Annotated in this window: 19 protein-coding genes; 17 read left to right on the plus strand and 2 right to left on the minus strand. The window is 42.6% G+C overall.

Annotation, left to right across the window (positions count from 1 at the left end; all coding sequences use genetic code 11):
• Positions 1 to 52 precede the first annotated feature (52 nt).
• The 10 genes from G6R02_RS03120 to G6R02_RS03165 all read left to right on the plus strand — a co-directional run bounded on the left by G6R02_RS03120 (position 53) and on the right by G6R02_RS03165 (position 12,098).
• On the plus strand, positions 53 to 1,753 hold the full coding sequence (locus tag G6R02_RS03120) for a serine hydrolase domain-containing protein (RefSeq protein ID WP_164667797.1): 1,701 nt from the start codon (positions 53 to 55) through the stop codon (positions 1,751 to 1,753).
• A gap of 367 nt (positions 1,754 to 2,120) precedes the next feature.
• Entirely contained in the window at positions 2,121 to 2,672 is a 552-nt protein-coding gene (locus G6R02_RS03125; protein ID WP_164670302.1) for an NADPH-dependent FMN reductase, read from the plus strand.
• Between the two features lie 411 nt (positions 2,673 to 3,083).
• Positions 3,084 to 4,346 carry an ABC transporter substrate-binding protein gene (locus G6R02_RS03130; RefSeq protein ID WP_164667798.1) on the plus strand — a complete coding sequence of 421 codons (1,263 nt, stop codon included), beginning with the start codon at positions 3,084 to 3,086 and terminating at the stop codon, positions 4,344 to 4,346.
• Between the two features lie 50 nt (positions 4,347 to 4,396).
• Positions 4,397 to 5,272 (plus strand): carbohydrate ABC transporter permease, encoded by an 876-nt coding sequence (locus tag G6R02_RS03135; protein WP_164667799.1) that lies wholly within the window; start codon positions 4,397 to 4,399, stop codon positions 5,270 to 5,272.
• Positions 5,273 to 5,283: 11 nt separating this feature from the next.
• The gene (locus G6R02_RS03140; RefSeq protein ID WP_164667800.1) at positions 5,284 to 6,099 is read left to right on the plus strand and encodes a carbohydrate ABC transporter permease; all 816 of its coding nucleotides are present in this window, start codon (positions 5,284 to 5,286) and stop codon (positions 6,097 to 6,099) included.
• 21 nt (positions 6,100 to 6,120) lie between these two features.
• On the plus strand, positions 6,121 to 7,461 hold the full coding sequence (sftI, locus tag G6R02_RS03145) for a sulfoquinovose isomerase (RefSeq protein ID WP_246202505.1): 1,341 nt from the start codon (positions 6,121 to 6,123) through the stop codon (positions 7,459 to 7,461).
• A 17-nt stretch (positions 7,462 to 7,478) separates the two neighbouring features.
• The gene (locus G6R02_RS03150) at positions 7,479 to 8,627 is read left to right on the plus strand and encodes a diphosphate--fructose-6-phosphate 1-phosphotransferase (protein WP_164667801.1); all 1,149 of its coding nucleotides are present in this window, start codon (positions 7,479 to 7,481) and stop codon (positions 8,625 to 8,627) included.
• 4 nt (positions 8,628 to 8,631) lie between these two features.
• Complete coding sequence (locus tag G6R02_RS03155) at positions 8,632 to 9,366, plus strand: GntR family transcriptional regulator (RefSeq protein WP_164667802.1); 735 nt, start codon at positions 8,632 to 8,634, stop codon at positions 9,364 to 9,366.
• A gap of 290 nt (positions 9,367 to 9,656) precedes the next feature.
• Positions 9,657 to 10,865, plus strand: a complete 1,209-nt coding sequence (locus tag G6R02_RS03160; protein WP_164667803.1) for a Gfo/Idh/MocA family protein — start codon at positions 9,657 to 9,659, stop codon at positions 10,863 to 10,865.
• Between the two features lie 27 nt (positions 10,866 to 10,892).
• Positions 10,893 to 12,098: a threonine synthase gene (locus tag G6R02_RS03165; protein ID WP_164667804.1), complete on the plus strand. Its 1,206-nt coding sequence runs from the start codon at positions 10,893 to 10,895 to the stop codon at positions 12,096 to 12,098.
• Between the two features lie 158 nt (positions 12,099 to 12,256).
• Here the strand turns inward: G6R02_RS03165 and G6R02_RS03170 are convergent, their stop codons facing one another.
• The gene (locus G6R02_RS03170) at positions 12,257 to 12,973 is read right to left on the minus strand and encodes a sugar isomerase domain-containing protein (RefSeq protein ID WP_164667805.1); all 717 of its coding nucleotides are present in this window, start codon (positions 12,971 to 12,973) and stop codon (positions 12,257 to 12,259) included.
• A gap of 157 nt (positions 12,974 to 13,130) precedes the next feature.
• Between G6R02_RS03170 and G6R02_RS03175 the strand changes: the two genes are divergently transcribed.
• The 5 genes from G6R02_RS03175 (at position 13,131) to G6R02_RS03195 (ending at position 18,658) form a co-directional block, all read left to right on the plus strand.
• Complete coding sequence (locus tag G6R02_RS03175) at positions 13,131 to 14,066, plus strand: DMT family transporter (protein ID WP_164667806.1); 936 nt, start codon at positions 13,131 to 13,133, stop codon at positions 14,064 to 14,066.
• Between the two features lie 181 nt (positions 14,067 to 14,247).
• Positions 14,248 to 15,003: an alpha/beta hydrolase gene (locus tag G6R02_RS03180; protein WP_164667807.1), complete on the plus strand. Its 756-nt coding sequence runs from the start codon at positions 14,248 to 14,250 to the stop codon at positions 15,001 to 15,003.
• Between the two features lie 27 nt (positions 15,004 to 15,030).
• Positions 15,031 to 15,969, plus strand: a complete 939-nt coding sequence (locus G6R02_RS03185) for an MBL fold metallo-hydrolase (RefSeq protein ID WP_164667808.1) — start codon at positions 15,031 to 15,033, stop codon at positions 15,967 to 15,969.
• Between the two features lie 240 nt (positions 15,970 to 16,209).
• The gene (locus G6R02_RS03190) at positions 16,210 to 17,625 is read left to right on the plus strand and encodes a zinc ribbon domain-containing protein (protein WP_164667809.1); all 1,416 of its coding nucleotides are present in this window, start codon (positions 16,210 to 16,212) and stop codon (positions 17,623 to 17,625) included.
• A gap of 631 nt (positions 17,626 to 18,256) precedes the next feature.
• Positions 18,257 to 18,658: a hypothetical protein gene (locus G6R02_RS03195; RefSeq protein ID WP_164667810.1), complete on the plus strand. Its 402-nt coding sequence runs from the start codon at positions 18,257 to 18,259 to the stop codon at positions 18,656 to 18,658.
• Positions 18,659 to 18,811: 153 nt separating this feature from the next.
• Here G6R02_RS03195 and G6R02_RS03200 read toward each other — a convergent pair whose 3' ends face one another.
• Positions 18,812 to 19,456 carry an HD-GYP domain-containing protein gene (locus tag G6R02_RS03200; protein ID WP_164667811.1) on the minus strand — a complete coding sequence of 215 codons (645 nt, stop codon included), beginning with the start codon at positions 19,454 to 19,456 and terminating at the stop codon, positions 18,812 to 18,814.
• Between the two features lie 289 nt (positions 19,457 to 19,745).
• On the opposite strand from G6R02_RS03200, the gene G6R02_RS03205 reads away from it, so the two are divergent.
• Together G6R02_RS03205 and G6R02_RS03210 are read left to right on the plus strand one after the other, a co-directional pair.
• The gene (locus tag G6R02_RS03205; RefSeq protein WP_164667812.1) at positions 19,746 to 21,338 is read left to right on the plus strand and encodes a long-chain-fatty-acid--CoA ligase; all 1,593 of its coding nucleotides are present in this window, start codon (positions 19,746 to 19,748) and stop codon (positions 21,336 to 21,338) included.
• Between the two features lie 115 nt (positions 21,339 to 21,453).
• Positions 21,454 to 22,578 carry a CaiB/BaiF CoA transferase family protein gene (locus tag G6R02_RS03210; protein ID WP_164667813.1) on the plus strand — a complete coding sequence of 375 codons (1,125 nt, stop codon included), beginning with the start codon at positions 21,454 to 21,456 and terminating at the stop codon, positions 22,576 to 22,578.
• Positions 22,579 to 22,742 lie beyond the last annotated feature (164 nt).

A 22,742-nucleotide genomic window follows, 5' to 3' on the forward strand; every position in this document is an offset into this window, starting at 1 on the left:
TGTTTGCGAACGATCAATGAATTAGACACTGACAAGAAAGGATCATGTAATTATGAAAACAGCTAACGATCCAATTATGTGGAACGAACTCATCGAGGGAACGGAAGTCAAGGGATTAGCACAGAATCATCTATTTGCCGCTCCCGATAACGCTCAAGATCCTTCAGCGGAATTTGAAGGAACGTTGAAAATTGAGGGTGCACACATGGGGATGAACCCAGAGCTCAGCACGGATAAAGTACACGGCAAAGAAATTACCTTTTTTCCAGACGTGTCTTTGGATTTTTTTACCGTAGATGATAAATATCTGGTTCCCGTAACGCAGGATGTCATCCCGAATGGCACGTTGGAGAACACAAGAAGCTACTGGGATATCATTGTCCAGCCGGGTCGTGTTTGGAATAACGGTGACCAGGATAACGGCTGGAATCGTGCGTCATTTCCATTTTCTCTCGTCAATCGCTTAGAAGGGGAAACGCATATGGGAATTGCTATGTTCCTTTATAAAGAAGATAAAGTTTCACATGTTCGATTTCAAATCGTTGCCCAGACAGGTCCCTTCGATGTAGCGGGCTACTTCAACGCCTGGGGAGTTACGAAAGCATCGTATGAGCCCAACGGAATAGATAACCTGGAGTATCACAAAGCTGTTTATCGCCGCCATCTCGAAAGCCGTTTTCCAACCGCACCACTCGATGAATTAAAACAAATGGTCGGGGACAAAAATTTAGCGGCGTTTAATGGGGCAAAAGACACAGCGGAGGAAAAAAACGTTCTCCAGACTGCGCTGTTTTACGACGGGGTGCTGTATCGCTCGCCTTGTCATTTCGCTGGTGGTCCATTTCCATACAGCGATGAAATTCGTTATGGTGTTTGGTCCGTGACAAAAACAGCGATGATGAACGTGGCAATGCTGCGTTTAGCTGAGAAGTACGGGCGCGGCCTGCTTGATGAGAAGATCGCTGACTATATCCAACTGCCGGATACGCAACAAGAGTGGGAGGATGTCACATACCTGGATATGGCTAACATGGCTTCAGGACGCGGTGCCACCGCTGACGAACCAACATGCTATTTGTGTGATTATCACAGGTGGTATTTAGCACCGTCGGAGAATGTAAAAGTTGCAGAAGCAGTCGATTACCCGCTGGTTTGGGAGCCTGGAACGAAGTATAATTATCGGGATCAAGACGCATTCCTTCTTGGCGTTGCCCTTGAAAAGTACCTTCAGCATAAAGAGGGTAAGGAAGCGACTTTGGACAAGCTGCTCAAGGAAGAAGTGTACGAACCAATCGGCATTTATTGGGGACCGGTAAATCATACAATTGAGGAGAACGGCTCATCCGGTTGTCCCAGACTGGATTTCGGTTATCATGCCACACTGGATGAATTGACTAAAATCGCGTTGCTCTATGAAAAACATGGCAGCTGGAATGGCAACCAGATACTGCATCGCGAGTTGGTGGACAGCATATTGCCAAAAGAAAAACCGCCTGCTTTAGCCGTTTCTAAGGAGGAGAATAATGAGTTTGGGCCAAAATACTATGCCATGAACTGGCACATTGAGCCTTATCGCTCACGAGAAGGACACGAGCTCTATCTGCCAAACATGAAGGGGTATGGTGGTAATCTTGTTACACTTATGCCAGGACAAATAGTCGCGCTGCGAATGGCAAACAAGTTAACAGCTTCAGATTCGGATGAGTTTGATTCTACGGTTCCTCAGGCAAGAGTGTGGGAGGAGCTGGTTTAGGAGAGTGTCTTCCGGGGGTGCCTGTCTTCCGGGGGTGCCTGTTTCCGGGGGGTGCCTGTCACTTCCCGGTTTTTGTCGAATCATGTCGTATGAGGATGTAAATGTAAAATAAATAGAACTTCTATTCAGGTTGAAGTGAGCAAGCGGCATTTGATGGAGCGAGTGAGATTCCAAAGTGATCGAAGTCGGGAGACAGCAGAGCGAACTTGGGAGTGTTGGTTCTACAACAAAGTGTCAGTCTATCATGAGATTGAGAGCGTTTGAATTACAGTAAAAGTGGCAAAGGTTCTGCCCCTCTACAGTTCTTATGATAAAATGGTGATTATACACGTGTAAAAAATTGTTGGAACTAAGAGGAGGCATAATGTTGAAATTAGTTGGCGTATCAGGAACATTGGCTGGAAATAAGACTTCTCAAGCTGTTTATGATGTACTGGAAGCTGCTGATCTGATGGATACATCGGTGAAGACTGAACTAATAGATTTAAGGGATTATGAACTTTCATTTGCTGACGGATCCCCGCTTGCTTATTTTGATGATGACACCTGGCCGGTTGCCGATAAAATCTTGTCTGCAGACTGCTTAGTGTTTGGTACACCGATTTATCAAGCTTCTATCTCCGGGGTATTGAAAAATCTGCTGGATCATCTCCCGGAATATGCGTTTAAAAATAAAGTTACCGGCATTGTCGCAACAGGTTTGTCCGAGAAACATTTTCTTGTAACGGAGTATCAGCTGAAACCAGTCCTTTCTTATTTTAAAGGGCTGATTCCTTCAGAAAATGTTTTTGTTCAGAATGATTGCTTCGATTTGGAAAGTGGAGAAATTATCGATAAAGTCGTTGCGAAACGGCTGCGGAGTCTTGCTGAGGAAATTTTGTTTCTGCAGGGGAGTATTAATGAGCGGATGAAGCGGTGAAGGGCTAATGGGTAACTGGGGATCAAATCAGAAAAAGGATTAAGATTATATTTATATTGGGGTAGTTTTTTTGCTAATTCTATAATAGTATTCGAGATGACCAGCGCGGGCAATGCGCTGGTCTATTGTGTTTTATAAAAGAAAATAGACTCTCTTAACTGGGACTTTGTGAACTGCCCCGTTTCCCATATAGTAAAGGTTTTTTACAAGATTACCTGACAAGTTTTTTATCAAACCAGTTCTATTCATCCAATAAGAGGAATAAGTTTCTTAAAAACAAGAGATATTTTTCAGATTTATTGAAAGCGCTTTTATAACCAGCCGGTTTAATGGAAGGCATGCTTTTTGGTGTTAAAGGTACGTACCTTTAAGAATTTATTATTACAAATAGTAAGAGGAGGTTATCAGTTCATGAAGAAGTGGCTGGCTTGTTTGGTGTTATTGGGGATGGTTTTTGCGACAGCTTGTGCAGGTAACTCAAGTCAGGAAGAACAGGATAGTGGTGATTCGTCATCAGCGTCTGAAGCAACCGAAATTAGTTTCATTCATTGGAGGGGTGAGGACAAGGAGGTTTTTGAAGATATCATTGGGCAATTTGAAGAAGAAAATCCGGACATAACTGTTGAGATGAATATTTACCCTTCCGAGCAGTATCAGTCAAATGCTCAGCAATTGCTGCGTGATGGATCTGTTGGTGATGTGTTTACCTCGTTTCCGGGATCGCAATTTGAGGCTATGAAGGAAGCGGATTTGTTCACCGATTTATCGAATGAAGATTTCGTGAGTAAATTTTCAGAAGGGTCCATTGGTATTGGTCAGGCTGATGGTAAACAATTGGCCATCCCGTATCAGCTGGTGTTCAATATGCCGGTTTACAACAAGGGAATGTTTGAAGAATTGGGACTTGAGGTTCCGAAAAGCTGGTCAGAATACCAGGAGATGGCAGCTACATTGATTGAAAATGATATTGTTCCTGTTGCTTTTCCGGGTGCTGATATCGGACCGAACCAAACGATGAACAGTATGATGATGAACAACTCGGAAGAAGGCGTTTTTAAGAAACTTGAAAGTGGTGAAGAGTCACTGACAAATGATTGGTGGGTCAAAACATTAAAGGATTTTGAGTATTTCAATGAGAATGGCTACTTCCAGGAAAATGCGTTAGGAACGAATCAGGACTCTGCCATGCAAATGGTTGCCGATGAGGAAGCTGCAATGCTGGCCACTGGGTCCTATCATATGGCTAGTTTAAAGGATTTGAATCCGGATCTTAAATTGGGCCTATTGCCGCCAATTACGGTTCCGGAAAGTGAAGCGGAGTTCGAAGGTATCCATACGGCAACATTTATGCTCGCCATAAACAAAAAGTCCGAAAAGAAGGAAGCAGCGAGGAAGTTTATCGACTTTTTGAGTGAACCGGAGATTGCTTCCCAGTATGCCAATGGAACGGGACAGCACTTAACCGTAAAAGATGTGGAATATGAATCAGAGGAACTGAAAAATACGGCTCATTGGATCACGGATAAAAATACACGATTCCAGCCAAGGTATTTCATCACAGAGGCTGCCGTGGAGGATGCTGTGCTTGGTTCAATCGAAAACGTATTAGGTGGTGCGTCACCGGAAGATGCAGCTGCAGAGGCGCAGCAGATTGTTGAAGAAAATATCGAGTAAATGACACACAGGGCTTGCATATAAAAGTAATCTCGTGAAGGATTGATTTCATGAAAATTTCGAAGGCGATATATCTGTTTTTTATCCCGGGTCTAATCCTGTATTCGTTATTCTTTTTGTATCCGACAGTTAGTGCATTATTTTATTCGTTTACTAATTGGGATGGAATAAGTGCTGATTTCAATTTCGTCGGATTAGCAAATTACGAACGGGCAGTTACGGGTGACAGCATCTTCATGAAGTCTGTCGGAAATAATTTAGAGTTTATGGTATTTGTAGCCATCTTTCAAACCCTGGTTGCTTTGATATTCGCCGTATTTCTGGTTAAAAATACAAAAGTGAATTACTTTCTGCGAGCCTTGTTTTTCTTTCCAACCATTTTATCATCCGTGTCAGTTGCTTTTATATGGGCGTTTGTTTATGACCCGAATTTGGGGATTTTAAACCAATTATTGAACCTTTTCGGACTTGAATTTTTGACACAGAATTGGCTTGGAAACAGTGATATTGCGATTTACTCGTTGGCCGTTACACAAGTCTGGTTCCACGCGGGGCAGATGCTGATCATCTTTGTGGCAGGGCTGCATGCCATTCCGGAAGATTTATATGAAGCAGCCAAAATGGAGGGGGCTTCCAGATGGCAGCTATTCCGAAAAATAACCTGGCCATTGTTGGCGCCTTCAGCAACGATTGTTATCGCATATACAACGATACAGTCGTTTCAGGCCTTTGATTTAGTCTTTGCTTTGACAGGCGGCGGGCCGAATTATTCGACAGAAATTATCTCCACTTATATTTATACCGTTGCTTTCAGAAGCTATGATTTTGGGTACGCATCAGCTATTTCGGTCATCTTTATGTGTATTATTGCGCTTATTACGTACATTCAGTTTAAGGTGTTGCGTTCCAACCGGATATCTTACTAGGAGAGGGGGCAATGAGCTTGTTTTTTAGAAAGTCTGCGGTATTTATCTATGCCATTTTGATACTGGTGCCGCTTATTATGGTCGTTTTGACATCGATGAAAACATTGGAGCAGACGTTTGATAACCCGTTGGGAATACCGGCGGAAGGCCTCATTATCGATAACTTTATCAACTTATTTCAGGAACAGACGATGGCAGGCTATTTTTTGAATAGTACAGTTGTAACCCTTTCTTCTGTAACGCTTACCTTATTTTTCGCTGCCATGATTGCTTTTGGTATCACACGGCTGAATAACTGGAAAGGGAATGGACTTTTCGCCTTGTTTACGGTTGGTATGATGGTTCCGCCCCAGGTAAATATGGTTCCGTTATATTCACTCGTGTTGGATTTAGGATTAACAAACAGCTTGCTGGGGCTGATTTTAGTTAATATTGCTTCCACATTGCCTGTTGGTGTCTTTATTCTGACAGGATTTATGAAGACACTGCCAAAAGAACTGTTTGAAGCATCGACCATTGATGGTGCCGGCAACTGGCGGATTTTTTCAAAAGTGGTTGTTCCATTATCATTGCCTTCCCTTTCGGCCACCGCCATCTTTTTGTTTGTGATGCATTGGAATGACTTGTTGTATCCATTGCTGTTTATTACAGATAATGCATATAAGACACTGCCGCTTGCATTACTGGACTTTCAGGGGCAGTATTTCACGAATTACCCGATGTTGTTTACAGGAGTCCTGATTGCATCTGTTCCAATGGTCATTATGTATATCTTTTTACAGCGCTATTTTGTTACAGGCATGACATCAGGCATGGTCAAGGGCTAAATTTTGAAAGGAAGTGATCACTTGGGAAAAATACTATACCTGCCAATCGGGAGAAAAACGTTTGACATGGAAACCGGGGAGAAAGAGCGGGAAAAAAGTTCAGCCCTTTTGCATGAATTGACCGATAAGCTGATCGAACCGGAAAGCACCATTACAGCTCCCGGTGCATTGCAAAAATTTCTTCAGGAAGTAAATACGGATGAGGTTGCCGTTACGATCTATCAAAGCATCACGTTTGCTGATGGTCAATTTATCAGGATGCTGCTGGATCATGTCTCCTCTCCTGTAATCGTATGGTCCATAAGAGAACCAGCTGTTGGTGAACGATTGCGGCTTAACTCGCTGACAGGCGGAAATAGCACATGTCACGTCCTGAAAAGTGATCACCATCCGTATACATTTGTGTTTGGGAATTCAGAGGAAACACAGGTTCAGCAAAAAATAAAACAACAACTTAATATACAATCGTTGATTAACCGGCTGAAAAATTTCAACATTGGCGTCCTGGGTGACCACCAGCCAGGGTTTTATTTTTCAGGAACAGATGAAAAGCAGCTTAAAGATCAATTTGGCATTGATGTGATCCGGATGGATTTACAGGAGGCGTTCGATAAAAGCAAAGAAATGGCTGAGGAAAAGTGGGAAAAAGAAGTCAGCCGTGCCAAAGAGCAAGTTATCGGTTTAAATGCTACCGATGAAACAGTTAAACGATTTGCGCAGTTTTCAGCTTTTGTGAGGGAGGAAATAGATCGGCAACATATTTCTGCATTGTCCATTCGCTGCTGGCCGGAATTTTTTAATGAGCTGGGGGCTGCTGCATGTTCGACGTTGTCCCAATTCACGGAGGATGGGGTTGTTTCTTCCTGCGAATCAGATATTCACGGAGCTATTACCATGTTTATTTTGCAGGAATTGTCCGGGGGAGAGGCGCCGTATCTTGGAGATATGGTTCATGTTAATGAATCCAGTAACGCTGTGGTTTATTGGCACTGTGGAGCTGGAGCATATTCGTTGGCGCATCCGGATCAGGGGGCTAAGCCTGGAGTCCATCCAAACCGGGGACTTGGCTTCACGATGGAGTTCGGACTTAAACCCGGAAAAGTGACGATTTTTCGTGTCGGATATACCCCGGAAGGTTACAGACTGCTTGTTATGCGGGGGCAGGCACTTGATACCCCACAACGTTTTAATGGAACATCGGTCGAGGTTGAACTGGAAACGAATGTGACGGAAACCCTTTACAGTCTAATGGATGAAGGGTTTGAACCTCATTACGGTCTGGTTTATGCAGATGTTGTCAGTGATTTAATTGAATTAGGTAAACAGCTGCAATTACCAGTATCTGTGTACACGATGGATTGAAGGGAGCTAAGGAATCAATGAAGCATATCGCCATTGGGCAAGCTGGAGGCCCGACAGCAGTTATTAACGCTACGTTGGCGGCTTTTGTCCGTGAGATAAATAAGGAGCACTCCCTTACATTCATTATGAACGGCTTTGAAGGGTTAGCTAAAAAAAAGTTTCTGAAAGCTGATGACAACGTGATTGAAAATCTATTGGCACATGAAAAAGTGCCCGGTGCAGCACTGGGTGCCGGCCGTTATACATTAAGTGAGGAAGAAATAATCCAATCTGTCCGGACACTCCGGGATCTTAAGATTGATACACTTGTATTCATTGGCGGGAACGGAACGATGGAGGCACTGGACAAAATAAAAGATGAAGCCCACCGTCAGCGTTATCAGCTGCAACTAATAGGTCTGCCCAAAACGGTTGATAATGACTTGCCGGGAACAGATCATTCACCGGGTTTTGGCAGTGCTGCCAGATATGTGGCACAAGCAGCCAGGGATATGGGGCGTGATCTCTTGGCGATGAATAATTTTGAAAACGTACGGATTATTGAAACAATGGGCAGAAACGCCGGCTGGCTGGCCGCAGCTTCCGGCTTTCTCAAGGAATTTGAACACGATGGCCCCCATTTTATCGCATTGCCTGAGGAGCCATTAAGGCCTGAGGTTTTATTTCATCATATTAAAAAAGCAATTCGGGATTATGGAATTGCGCTGATTGTTGTAAGTGAAGGGGTATGCTGGGAGAAAGGAAGTCAGGTAGAGAGAGATCGCGTAAATGGTCACTCCGTTTTGGGAGGGATATCGAAGGAGATTGAACATAAGGTTAGTGAAAAAATGAATGTCATGGTGCGTGCTGAGTTGTTGGGAATGAATCAAAGAAGCTGCTCTCATTCCGTTTCAGCAACCGATTATACCGAAGCCATTCAAGTCGGCAGTGTGGGAGCGAGCTTGCTTAGAGAGGGTGTGACAGATGTAATGGTATCACTTCAGCGTTCTGAAGGCGTTTCATACGAGACATTGTTTACGCCAGTATCCCTGAAGACGGTTGTCCAAAGCGGGGAAAGAAAACTGCCTTCCAGATTTCTTAATGACCAGGGAGCGTTCAATGAATGGCTGCGCCCGCTGATTGGGAACGATTTTACTCCTTATCCGCCACCATTGCAAAGGAGATAAGTCGATGTCTTCACAAAAATTGGATCACAACGCAAATAAAGCATTATACCTTCAAATTAAGGATGTATTAGTTAAACGCATCCAGGATGGCGTGTGGGGAGAGCATTCACTGATCCCGACCGAACGGGAGTTGATGAAAGAATTTGATGTGAGCCGAACGACAATCAGGCAGGCAATTTCCATTCTTGTACAAACCGGATTACTGGAAAAAACACAGGGAAGAGGCACGATTGTTAAGCCTCAAAAACTAGTAGGAAGTTTAGGCCGTCTAAAAGGATTTGCTGAGGAGGTAGTTGAAAAAGGTCAACTTCCTCAATCAAAACTTATACGAGCAGAATTTCGTAAGCGGCTGTTTACAGAAAAATCAATGCTGGATGTTAATGAAGATGAATCTATTCTTCTGATAGAACGAATCCGTTTTGCTGATGATAAGCCAATTGCTTTGGAGCGAACTTGCTGGCCAAATGAAATTGGACGTATTTTAATGCAATACGACCTGAACGCAGCAAGGTATTATGAAATTTTAGAGAACAACAATATTTATCTTCATAAGGCAAGCGAAGAAATTCATGCCATTAATGCAACGCAGGACGAGGCAGATTTACTGGGTATAAGGCCCGGTGAGGCGCTGCTGGAAATGACTCGTTTAAGTTTTGGTATGAATAACCACCCGATTGAATATACGAAAACAAAATATCGCAGTGATCAGTATCATTATGATATTGAGCTGAACAGATAAATTGATGTTTTTAAATTTATGCAGAAACTAGGCTTGAAATCATTGTGAGGAAGGCTGTCTTGATGAAAAGGAGGCCGGTTTATGGTTGAAATCATCGAGAGGAGCGCTTTCACGATGGAACGGAGGTTGAATTGGGGATGAAATCATTGAGAGAAGTGCTGTCTTGGCGACAAAGAATCGGAAAGTGAGGATATAAAACGATGAACCTTTAATCCAAAGTCAACTTGGGTAGTGTATATCCAACCTAAATATATGATTGTTGAGTGTCTTGAATTAAGGAGGTGTCTGAAGTGAGTGAAGCAAAAAACAATTTTTATACCGGTTTTTTTAAGTCAGACCATTTAGCAGAGGAGGATAAGTATTTATTTTCAAAATCATCCCCCAAGTATAAATTTAATGTAATTGGTACGGGTATAATCGGCCAGGAGCACATAAGGGTTACAATGCTGGAGGGGCGGGCGACAATCAATGGTATATTTGATGTTAATGAAAACAGTATAGAAAATACATGTCAGTTTTTTCGGCAGGAGTATCCGGATGATGAATTGAAAGTTTATGATTCGCTGGAAAATGCCTGTCAGGATCCAGAAGTTGATGGGCTGATTATTTGTACCCCAAATTTTACACATATTGACATTGTTAAAGAGGCTGTCAAGTCAGGAAAACATATTTTACTGGAAAAGCCGATGGCAACAACATTAAAGGATGCTTGGGAGATAAAAGAGATAGCAAAAGACTATGATTCTATTTTTCAAATTGGTCTTCAATACAGGCATAAACCTATTTACACGGAAGCCATTCACGAAGTGCTGGAAAGAAAAGCCGCAGGAAACATCAAAAATATAAGCATTGCAGAACATCGTGTGCCTTTTTTAGATAAAGTGAATCAGTGGAATAAATTTTACGAATACTCCGGGGGGACGCTGGTTGAAAAATGCTGTCACTACTTTGATCTATTAAACTTGCTTGCACAATCGAGGCCGAAAGAAGTGTATTCAACAGGCAGCATGGATGTCAATTTCACCGATTTTAACTATGAAGGCAACAAGTCGGACATAATCGACAATGCGATGGTCACGGTAAATTACGAGAATGGCATCAAAACCCATTTTCACCTTTGCATGTTTGCACCTATGTTTTATGAAGAAATAACGATTTGCGGTGACGGTGGCAGACTGAAAGCGTACGAAAAAGAGGATTTTTTACCTTTAAACGGTAACAGTACGTATTTGGAAGTGTTAAGCGGTGAAAACGGAACAGCAAAAACAGCAAGCCCCTGCTACCCGAAAGTTATTCAGGAAAGTGGCCATAGCGGTGCCACGTATTATGAACACAAGTATTTTATCGATAATATAGAGGGAAATAATAAGGCTACAGCCACAGTGGAAGAAGGTTTTTGGTCAATTGTTGTCGGGGAAGCTGCTGAACGTTCCATTAAAACTGGTGGGGTAATCAATGTGAAGGATATGCTGGAACAGGATATTTTTTCTAAAATATGACCGTTTATGCAGATGGGAGTGAATCGTTTGAGGTACAGTTATGTTTCGCATCTTTATTGTCCGAAATGCGGGAATACATTTGGAACCAGTGAACAGCATCAACTATGCACTTGTGGTTCACCGTTATTGGTGGCCTATGACTTGGACGAAATGAAAAAGAATGTAGCCCCCGAGGAATGGGGAACAAGGGAACCTACTTTATGGCGGTATCATGAATTACTTCCGGTTGAAGAGGAACATCATGTCGTTTCACTGGGAGAAGGTATGACCCCGCTAATTCCGATGCGCGAACTTGGAAATGATATGTCCATTGGTAACCTGTACATGAAGGATGAGGCACTGATCCCGACAGGTACGTTTAAGGCGAGAGGGGCAGCTGTTGGGGTTTCAAAGGCAAAAGAAGTCGGCGTTAAGGAACTGGCAATGCCAACAAATGGAAACGCTGGTGCAGCATGGGGGTTATATGCTGCCAGGGCTGGTATAATAGCTACCATTGTGATGCCGGCAGATGCGCCCAAAATTACCCGGAATGAAGTCGCTCTATCTGGAGCCAACCTTTATTTAGTGAATGGACTCATTAGTGATGCCGGAAAAATTGTAGGAAAAGCGGTCATGGATTATAACCTTTACGATGCATCCACATTGAAGGAGCCTTATCGGATTGAAGGAAAGAAAACGATGGGGCTGGAAATTGCTGAACAGCTTAATTGGAAAATGCCTGATGTCATTTTATATCCGACTGGCGGTGGTGTCGGTCTGATTGGAATTTATAAGGCGCTGAATGAATTAAAGGAACTGGGCTGGGTCAAGGGAAAGCTACCACGATTAGTAGCTGTTCAATCAACAGGATGTGCACCTATTGTCAAGGCATGGGAGGAAGGGAAGCGTGAATCCGAGTTTTGGAATGATTCTGAAACACTTGCTTTCGGTATCAATGTCCCGAAAGCATTGGGAGATTTTCTAGTGTTAGATGCTATTTATAATACCGATGGCTGTGCGATTGCCATTGATGACGAATCGATGCTTCGGGAACAGGAGAAAGTAGCTAACATGGAAGGAAGCTTTATTTGTCCAGAAGGCGCCGCCGCATTTGCAGCCATTCGCAGATTAAGAGAGAACGGATGGATTGGACGGAATGAAACTGTAGTTGCTTTGAATACGGGAGCTGGAATCAAGTATCCGGATACGGTTCGTGTGAGTGCTGAGATGTTGGGGAAGGGGGATAGGGTTTGATAGGGTGCCGGGATAGGGTGCCTGTCACTTCCTGGTTTTTGTCGTATTTTGTCGAATGCATGAATAGGAATTACACCACTGCTGCTTTAATCCGGCGGAGGCAGGCACCCACAAATAATCCCGGCGATATTAGCTAGGGATTATTTTGCCTGCTATATTTACATATGCTTAATTCTTCCTTTGTACATATCATACAATTCATCGTTATTATATCCATCGATATTTTGGCTTGTGAAGATTGGTAGTTTAGCTCCGTTATCTGCTGCAATTTTCATTCCTTCCGTTACAGCGGTATGTAATAGGGCCATCCCTGATATTGTCGATGCAGCTCCAGTTTGAATTCCGCAAACTTCAAATAACCCATCGCCGGAAGGGACGCAATTGTCCATTACAATATCACCGAACTCATATAATTTTTTCGAACTGCTATGTCTGCTGGGATATTTTTTACTCTGCGCCAATGAGGTCAGAACAATTACTGTATGTTCTTCCTTTTTGGCCCGCATTGCAAATTCGATTGGCAGCGCATTTCTGCCGGAATTCGAAATCACAATAACTAGGTCCCCATCGGCTATTGTTTGTTCTTCCCATAAAATATCCGCAATTCCGCTTACTCGTTCCAGTTTACTGCTTCTAATAGCACCATCGGCAGTAAGGACCGTCGAATCAAGTATTGCATTGATATTAGCTAATCCTCCAGCACGGATAAACAGCTCCAATCCAATCATATGCGAGTGGCCGGTCCCCAGAACATGAATGATTTTGTCGTCAATTATGGCTTTCCCAACTAATTGAGCGACCTGTTCTAAGCTCTCCTTATTCACGCGTTCTACTTGATCCATTTGCTCTTTTATTTTACCTATGTACGTAAACATGCTAGTCCTCCTATCTATTATCTTATTTCTACCTTACCATGTTTTCCGATTGTATTGGGTGGCAGGCACCCAAAAAAGAAAGCCTCCTAACTGGACAACCGTATATGGAACCGATACAGTAATTGAGTAGCAAACAGCGGATTTGGAGTGACAAAGTTTGGAGCATATTTTCAGGAAAAAATGGGTGGTCGTTTGTACGGCAATATTTTGTTCGATTTTGTGGGGGAGTGCTTTTCCGGTATTAAAGGTGAGTTATGATGAATTGCAGATGGCACAGGACGATACTATCGCGAAAATTGTATTTGCCGGGATGCGCTTTTTGTTGGCCGGGTTAATCATTCTTGTGGCGTTGTTTATTTTCAGCAGGAAAAGACTGCGCGTTTCGGGTAAACAGTTTTTATTTCTTATTATTTTCGGGATTATTCAAACAGCATTACAATATTATTTTTTCTACAATGGTCTTGCCCGGGTATCCGGAATGCAGGGGGCGATCCTGATTTCGAGCGGAACATTCTTTACCATTGTAATAGCTCACTTTTTTTACAGTGATGACCGCTTATCAGCCAAAAAAGTGTTTGGGCTGATTGCCGGTTTTGCCGGAATTGTTGCAGCTAATTGGGGCCAGGATTTCCAGTTGAGTTTCCGATTGACTGCGGAAGGGTTTATGTTGCTAGCTGCGCTTACAAGTTCAATTGGAACAATCATGGCCAAAGAGCTTGCGGTGGGGATTCACCCATATACATTGACCGGCTGGCAACTAACTATTGGGGCAAGCCTTATGTTGTTGATTGGTGTCCCGCAATTGAGTGACGATGCGATAACCTTTACACCGCTTGGCTGGGGATTGCTTCTCTACGCTGCGTTCCTGTCAACAACGGCATTTGCATTATGGTATTCGATATTGAAGTTCAACAAGGCCGGGGAGATTAGTATGTTCAAGTTCATTACACCGGTATCCGGGGTTATTTTGTCAGCGATGTTTATTCCAGGTGAAAAGTTGACGCTGAAAATCATGGGAGCTCTGGCGCTGGTAGCAGTTGGGATTATTACGGTGAATTATAGTGGTGGTAGAATCGGGAAGATGCGGGGTTGAAGGTGCCTGTCACTTCCCGGTTTTTGTCAAATATCGTTGTGAACGTGCCTGTCACCACCCGAAACTTCCCGAATATTGTCGAATGAGTTCCCTATCCCCTCGAAAACTCTTCCTAATGATTTTAATTTTCAAAAATTATGATAAAATTGCTTTAACATTAAAATTATGGAGGGGTTATTAAATGGCAAATTCTTTTCCTGTAATGAAAGAGGCAGTGGAGTTTTATTTTCCGGGAAACAAAACAGGGGTGCTTGTTATTCACGGGTTTACCGGAACGACACAAAGTATGTATTACCTTGGCGAGCAATTGGCGGAAGAAGGGTTCACTGTATTTGGCCCGCGATTGACAGGACACGGGACAACGCCGGAAGATATGGAAAATGCCTCTTATCAGGATTGGATTCAAACGGTTGAAAAAGGATTGGATAAATTAAAGGCAACTTGTGAAGCTATATTTGTGGCCGGACTGTCTATGGGTGGAACGTTAACCCTTTATTTGGCAGAAAACCATCCTGAGATAAAAGGGGTCATGCCAATCAATGCGGCAACCCATATGCCCGAATTGATTGCGAACTATGATTCGCTGAAAAATACGGAAACGCGGTTTGTGAAGGGTATTGGGTCCGATATTAAGCAGGAAGGTGTCGTGGAACTGGCCTATGAGCAGACACCGGTGAAGTCGATGCAGGAATTGATAAAGCTGTCGGAAATGGTGAGGGAAAATCTTTCCAATGTAAGTGCCCCTGCCATGATTTTTTCTTCCACTGAAGATCACGTTGTTCCACCGGAGAATTCACGGGAAATCTATGAATCAATCGCTTCAGATGTCCGGGATTTTATCGTGCTTGATAACAGCTATCATGTCGCAACGCTGGACGCTGATAAAGAATTGATTGCCAAGAAGTGTAAAGCGTTTATCGGGGAGAGGTTGAAGTGATATGCTTTGGACGGGGGTGATGGAATTTTGCTTGAAAAATACGGCTTAAAACGTGTGACACTTGATTTGCCATTCCGGCTTGACCATGTAAACTGCTTTCTGGCAGAAGGTGAGCACGGCTGGACAGCCATCGATGCAGGCCTGCATAACGAACAGACCGTTAAACGATGGGAGAAGGAATTGAACGGGAAAAATGTGACCGACATTATCGTGACGCACTACCATCCGGATCATTTCGGATATGTCGGAGGGATACAGGCGGAACATCATGCCAGAGTTTCCATGTCGGAAATTGATTATGAAGCTGCACTTAACGCATGGAACCGGGATTTTTTGGATGAGCTTTCGCAAAACTATTTGCTGGCGGGCATTCCTGAAAACTACGCCGAAAAGATGTTGAACAACACCAGGGAGTTTGTCCCGCTCGTGACACCGTACCCGAAAGTGAACCATTTTTTGCAGGATGGTGAGGTAATCCCGATTGGCAAGTATGACTATGAAGTAATTGCAACACCAGGGCATTCAGACGGTCTGGTCACTTTTTATAATAAGGAAAGAGATGTGCTCCTTTCGACAGACCATATTTTGCCGAAAATCACGCCGAATATTTCGTATTGGTTTCACGGCGATCCGAATCCATTGGCACGTTATCTGGAGTCACTGGACAAAATTAAAAAACTGGATGCTGATTTCGTTATCCCTTCTCACGGAGAGCCTTTTCATGGAGCAAACAATCGGATTGAGGAGATTAAAGTCCATCATGACGACCGGCTGGAGCAGACGTTGGATTCAATCGGCAGCGGAAGTACGGTGTATCAGGTATGTCAAAAATTATTTCGGAAAGAGCTCTCTGTTCATGAGTTGCGTTTTGCGGTTGGTGAAACGTTGGCCCATTTGGAATATTTGCGGTATGAGGGAGAGTGTAAAAGGGAAGTTCGTGGTGGTGAGTATTGGTATAGTTTGTGAGGGTGCCTGTCACCACCCGGGTTTTGTCGAATAATATTTGCTGAGGCTGCACATTTAGTTGTTTAAACGGACTATTTGTGCAGTTTTTGTTGGGGTGGTGCCTTGTTGGAGTGGTGCCTGTCACCGCCCGAATTTTGTCGATTAATCGGTGTGGAGATTCGGGCCAAAAGTACTAGGAAAATTGTGGTAACATTAATAGTTGGAGATGATTATTGAATTTTTCGTTTTGGGGGAGTCTTTATGAATAATTGTAAAACATGTGGTGCGGAGTTAAAACAGGGGCAAAATTTTTGCGGGGAGTGTGGTGCCGAGGTTAGCTGGCAGCCTGATAAGGGGCCAAAAAAACAGTCCTTTCAATTTAATAGGAAAACACTCATCCTTTCAGGGATTGCTGCTGCAATCATAGTATTTTTGATTGGCGGTTATATGATTGGGTCATCATTGACCGGTAAAGATAAAGCTGTCAAGGCTTTTACCGATGCATTGGAGAACCAAGATAAAGCGGCAGTATTGGAATCAATCACCACTGAGGAGTCAGATTGGAAGATTAGTAAAAAGGACATTGAAGGTTTTTTTACATATTTGAAGGAAAATCCGGAGACAAAAAAGACGCTTATTGCGAACATTCGTCAGCAATCGGAAACGGATGCAAAGGCTGAGTCTGACAGTGATTTTGAGCTGAGTGGATTGTTTACATTAAAGAAGGCCGGAAAAAAGTGGCTACTGTTTGATAATTACAAATTTGCAGTGACTCCATTTCATTTGGAAGCAGAGACAAATTATGAAGGAACAAAAATTAGTGTTAACGGAGAAGAAGCTGCTGTCAGCAAATCTACCGAGGAGCCGGTGGAGATTGGCCCGCTTTTTCCGGGGACACACACGGTGAAAGCTGTTTGGCAGGGTGAGTATGCACAGTTGGAAAAAGAAACAACGGTGACCTTGATTGATCAGGAAGAACCTGTGAGCGAAGTCGACTTTGATCTGGATGGCCAAATGATTCATCTGGACTCCAATTTCGAGGATGCTGCTGTGTATATTGACGGGGAAAAGACGGATCTTACAGTCGGTGACGTAGATGAACTGGGTCCGTTTTCGTCGGATAGTGACATTGCCATTCATGCCGAAAAAGCATTTCCATGGGGGACGGTGAAGAGTGATGAGGTGCCTGTATCTGATGGAAGTTACCTTGATTTAGACATCAGCCCGTTTACCGATGAAATGAAACAAGGCCTTATTGATCAGGTAAATGAATATGCAGTTACCTGGGCTGAGGCCTATAAACAAATGGATGCCTCGAAGCTAGAAGGATTGGTTACGGACAGTTTTCTGAAAGGTATAGAGGAAGATATCCAGGAAATGAAGGATGATGGCCGGCGCTGGAAAGGAAAGGCTGTTAAGAACGAAATTGACATGGACAGTTTCAATGTTGGAACAAATGATCAAGGAAAATCCACCGTTGAGATTAATCTGATGATGTATTGGGATTCGACTTATTATGATGAGGGAAATAAAGAGAAGGCCGAAACCGAAGAAGATAAAGACCTGCTCGGAATTATTTTGGTTTATGACGAGGAAAAAAAGCAATGGTTCATCAATGATGAGGAAGGCATGATGTTTTATATGGCGGGTGAGATGAAGACGTTTGAGCTGGATTAGAGGGACTCCAGGGGGTGCCTGTCACCACCCGGGTTTTGTCGTATTATGTCGAAAGTTATGGACTGTCACTGTTATGGTGGCAGTTTTTTTATGTTAAGCATTTATTTCTATAGTCAATCTTGAAAACCACCTAAAAAAACTGTATACAATCCGCAATTAGGAAGAACATAAAAGAAAAGCATAAAGGTGGTTATCAGAAAGGCACGGCAAAATAAGTTTTCCCGGAACCAGCGAAGGGTTGCTCAACAAGTAAAATATGCGCAAAATGATATGCAGGTCAGGCAAACATATAAAGCCGCTTTAAAGTCCGAACGGGAACACTAAGTGCATTGAAATAAGAAATGCCAAACCCCCTCACCAAAGTATTAAGTGAGGGGTTTTGTTTATTGTTATGTGAGATGCTATACATGGATGGGTGCCATCACCAAAGCTATTTATATAGTACTTGTACTCCCAATGTATAATTGCTTGTTCGTTGGTTGGACGTAAGTATATTCTTTATATTTTTGGGAAGATTGTAGTTTATGTGTATTGGTAAACTCTTTGCAAATATAACTTGAACCTTGCCGTGGGAGTTAATGAAGATTGTGGGACGGGCCCTGTCTCTGCGTCCTGAAATAGGAGGATTTGGATGTTTTCTTTTCGAGGTGATGCACATAAATTATTTCTGATTTTAAAGAATGAAAAGGATATCAATTTCAATAAGGATATTAGGGAAGCTGCTGAAATAAAATCTTTTTATAAATCCCTTGAAAGTGAAACACTTCGATTAATTTATTACCGAATGGTGAAGGAACAAAATGGAACAGGTATCATTCCAATTTATGTCACGGCTATTCCCTGGCTATTATTTCTATTCTCAGACAAGGTTCAGGAACTTTTGTTTAAGAATGGTATTCTGGTTTGGCTGATTTTTATTACGATATATCTGATGCTGTTAACGGTGAGCTCCTTTTTTCATTTTAAAGAAAAAGCATGGTCCGCGTTACATATTGAGATAATTAAAGATGTTTTGGAAGAGAGGGATGGGTAGATAGGAGGGTGTCTGTGGAAAGGTGCAGGTGCCTGTCACTTCCCGGATTTTGTCGAATAAAATGGGAAAGGGATTCACCTTTGATGTCAGCTTTTTAGCACTCCAAATAAAAAGACCAACTTATATATCATTTTAAGGTGGTCTTTATGCTAATTATAAAATATCTGCCGGATTTTCTATTTCTTTATATATTTTTTCCATGAATGTTGAATTATAGGTATCATACCAGGAATCAGGAATTTCTAATTCAATCAACAATTGAATAAAAGTTTCTACCAAATTACCATCAAACTGAATCCAGGAACATCTTCTTAATTCTTCAAATGCCTCATGATAGGACATTTTGGTTAGCTTGTAGTTCCGTATATCATAAGTCATCGTATCGAAAGAATCGCATATTCGAATAATTCGGCCTTGGACAGAAATTTGTTCGTCCATCAATCGGCGTGGGTATCCGGTTCCTTTCCAATCTTCATGATGATCCCTGATGAATTCTGCAGCACGAGTTCTTCCAAGCTCTTTTCGAATAATGGTATTTCCAATGTGGGAATGACTTTCAACAATCGTTTTTTCCATGGTAGTCAGCTTACCTGGTTTTAATAAAATTTCTTTTGCAATACCTATTTTGCCTATGTCATGCAAAAATGCTGCAACCCTTAAATCATCATCATAACAACCGATTTTTTTGGCCAGGATTGATGATAAATACATAACACGTAAAGAGTGATGTCTAAACATTTGTAATACTTCATTGTCCTGAGCAATATTCTCAAAAAGGGATTCTGGAGTGCGTTTCATACTATTTCTCCTCCTGCAATCTTTTTATTAGGTTGGATTATATCAGAGTTTAGTGAAATTTGGTAGGGTGCCTGTCACCACCCGAGTTTTGTCGAAAATCCTCATCGGCAAAATTTCCAAATTTTATCAAGTTCCTGGACTGAGATTCATATTATTTAATAATTTTAAAAATTTAGTCCTTTCCCCTTGTAAGTCAAAAGTCGGTAATATATCATTGTTGTAAGCGCTAACAATGACAAACTCATTTGAAAGGTTAGAACATATTCAAAATAAAAAGGAGTTGGTTCAATTGTTTTCTGCATTAACACCATTGGACTGGAAGCGAAGGGCAGTGAAATACTACCCAGAAAAAACTGCTGTAATTGATGGTGAAAAAGAGTTTACGTATAAGGAATTTGGCAAGCGGACAGACCGGCTTTCTGTAGCCCTGAATGAGGCGGGTATACGGGAGGGTGATCACGTTGCAGTGATGCTTCCGAATACACATTATATGCTGGAGTGCTTTTATGGAATTTGCCAGATTGGTGCTGCAATGGTTCCGTTAAATTATCGTCTGCAGGCGGGGGATTTGGAGTACATCATTAATCACAGTGATGCGAAAATGCTGATTGTTGATGAGGAGTTCACTGGTCCGATTGAGGAGATCGTGGATAGCCTTTCATTGGAACAGATTGTTGTTGTATCGGTTCCGGGACAGTCGACGTCGTTAAATGGTGTGGATTATGAAGCTTTTCTTCAACATACTCCGGAAGATAAAAAACCTCCGGAAGTTGAAATAGACGAAAATCAACTGCTGACTATAAATTATACAAGCGGAACGACATCAAAGCCAAAAGGGGTGATGTTGACCCATCGAGGTAATTATATCAATGCGGCAAACTTTATGTTTCACCTTGGTGTTAGTCATGATGATGTTTATCTTCATACATTGCCGATGTTTCATGCGAATGGATGGGGTGGAGTTTGGGCCATTACGGCGACAGGAGGTACCCATGTATGCCTGCGCAAGGTAGACCCGCCGCTGATACTTGATTTATTTGAAAGTAAAAAAATCTCACTGTTGTGTGGTGCCCCAACAGTCGTTAATATGCTTATCAATGATGAGAAAGCCAAAGAAACAAATATCAAGACGAGCCCGCGTATGGCAACAGCAGGTGCACCACCGGCGGCTGCTCTGATTAATAATGCCCAGCAAATCCTGGGCCTGAATATGATTCATGTATATGGACTGACAGAAACTTCCCCATTTATTTTGTATTGTGAGTGGAAAAAAGAGTTCGATTCAAAAACAGCCGATGAACAGGCAACAATAAAGGCCAGACAAGGAATTGAGTTAGCTTTTAACGGGGAAACCAAAGTCATTCATCCGGATGGTGAAGAAGTCGCCTGGGATGGTGAAGAGCTAGGCGAAATTATTACCCGTGGAAATGTTGTGATGGAAGGGTATTACAAAGATGAAGAAAAGACTGCAGCTGCAATTAAGGATGGATGGTTTTATACCGGTGATCTGGCAGTTACTTATCCGGACGGGTTTATTGAAATCAGAGACCGTGCCAAGGATTTAATTATTTCCGGCGGTGAAAACATTTCCTCGACAGAAGTTGAAGGTGTGTTATTTAAGCATCCGGATATAATGGAAGCAGCTGTTATTGCAATTCCGGATGAAAAATGGGGAGAGGTTCCCAAGGCAGTTGTTGTGCTGCATCCAAATACGAATGTTACCGGGGAAGATATAATAGCATACTGCCGGGATAATATGGCGCACTTTAAAGCACCAAAGGCAGTAGAATTCGTGGAGGCTTTACCAAAAACAGCGACAGGAAAAATGCAAAAATATCGCTTGAGAGAGATGCACTGGGAAGGGCCGAAGAAAGTGAACTAGGGGTTTGGGAGGTGGCAGAAGGTTTAGCGGTGCCTGTCACCACCCGAATTTTGTCGAATACTATTCCCGGGGAGTTGTCCGATGCTCTCCGGGTTTTGCTGAATTAAAAGGGGGGATGGATTTGCCGCTGCAATCAATTCGTGTTCTTGATTTAACCCGTTTGTTGCCGGGTCCTTACTGTACTATGCTGCTGGCGGATTTCGGCGCGGAGGTTATTAAAATTGAAGATCCAAATACCGGTGATTACGCAAGAATCTATGAACCGAAGCTTGACGAGGACAGCGCTCTTTTCCATTCGCTCAACCGGAACAAAAAAAGTGTCAGTATAAATTTGAAATCTAAAGAAGGAAAGGAAGACTTTCTTCGCTTGGCTGAAAGTGCCGATGTGGTTGTTGAATCGTTTCGTCCGGGTGTGATGGAGCGGCTTGGCCTGGGTTACGAGACTTTGAAAAACATAAACCTCGGACTTATTTATTGTGCTGTTACAGGTTACGGACAAACCGGACCATATGCAAACAGACCTGGCCATGATATCAATTATCTGAGTTATGCGGGATTGCTGAATTTAATGGGTGAAAAGAAAAGTAGTCCGGTAATTCCGGCAACACAAATTGCTGATATCGGCGGGGGTGCATTCCCGGCTGCAGTGGGCATCTTGCTTGCTTTGTTCGAAAGAGAAAAATCCGGAGAGGGGCAATTTGTTGATGTTTCCATGATGGATGGAGTTGTTTCCTGGTTGCAAACCGTTCTTCCTGGTTACTTATCAGCCAATGCTGTTCCAAAACGTGGTGAGCAAATGCTTGATGGCGGAAGGGCATGCTATGCAATCTATGAAACGAAAGATGCACGCTATCTATCTGTGGGTGCTTTGGAACCAAAGTTTTGGGCGAAATTTTGCAGTGTTATAGAAAGAGATGATTTTATCCCGTTGCTCGAAGCGCCATTACAAGAACAATATCGCCTGAAATATGAAATCCAAACAATTATATCCGGAAAAACACTATCAGAATGGCTCGAATTATTTTCTGATATAGAAGCTTGTGTGTCACCGGTATTAAATTTTGAAGAGGTTATTAAGGATCCACAGGTTTTAGCGCGTGAGATGATTAAAACTGTGAATCATTCAACAATGGGTCCGCTAAAACAAATTGGAACCCCCATCAAATTATCCAGAACTCCCGGTGAAATTCGCAGAGAGGCTCCGAAATTGGGAGAGAGTACTGATGATTTGTTGGGGTAGAAGGTTGTTTTAGGTGCCTGTCACTTCCCGAAAACACTCGAATTTTGTCGAATAAAATTTACAGAAACTGCACATTTAGTTTTTTAAACTGACTATTGTGCAGTTTTTGCTTTTTACTTGAATTATGGGTGCTTAAAATAGATTTTTAAACATGAATATGTCAT

Source organism: Virgibacillus doumboii (assembly GCF_902806455.1).
Classification (GTDB): Bacteria; Bacillota; Bacilli; order Bacillales; family Amphibacillaceae; genus Lentibacillus; species Lentibacillus doumboii.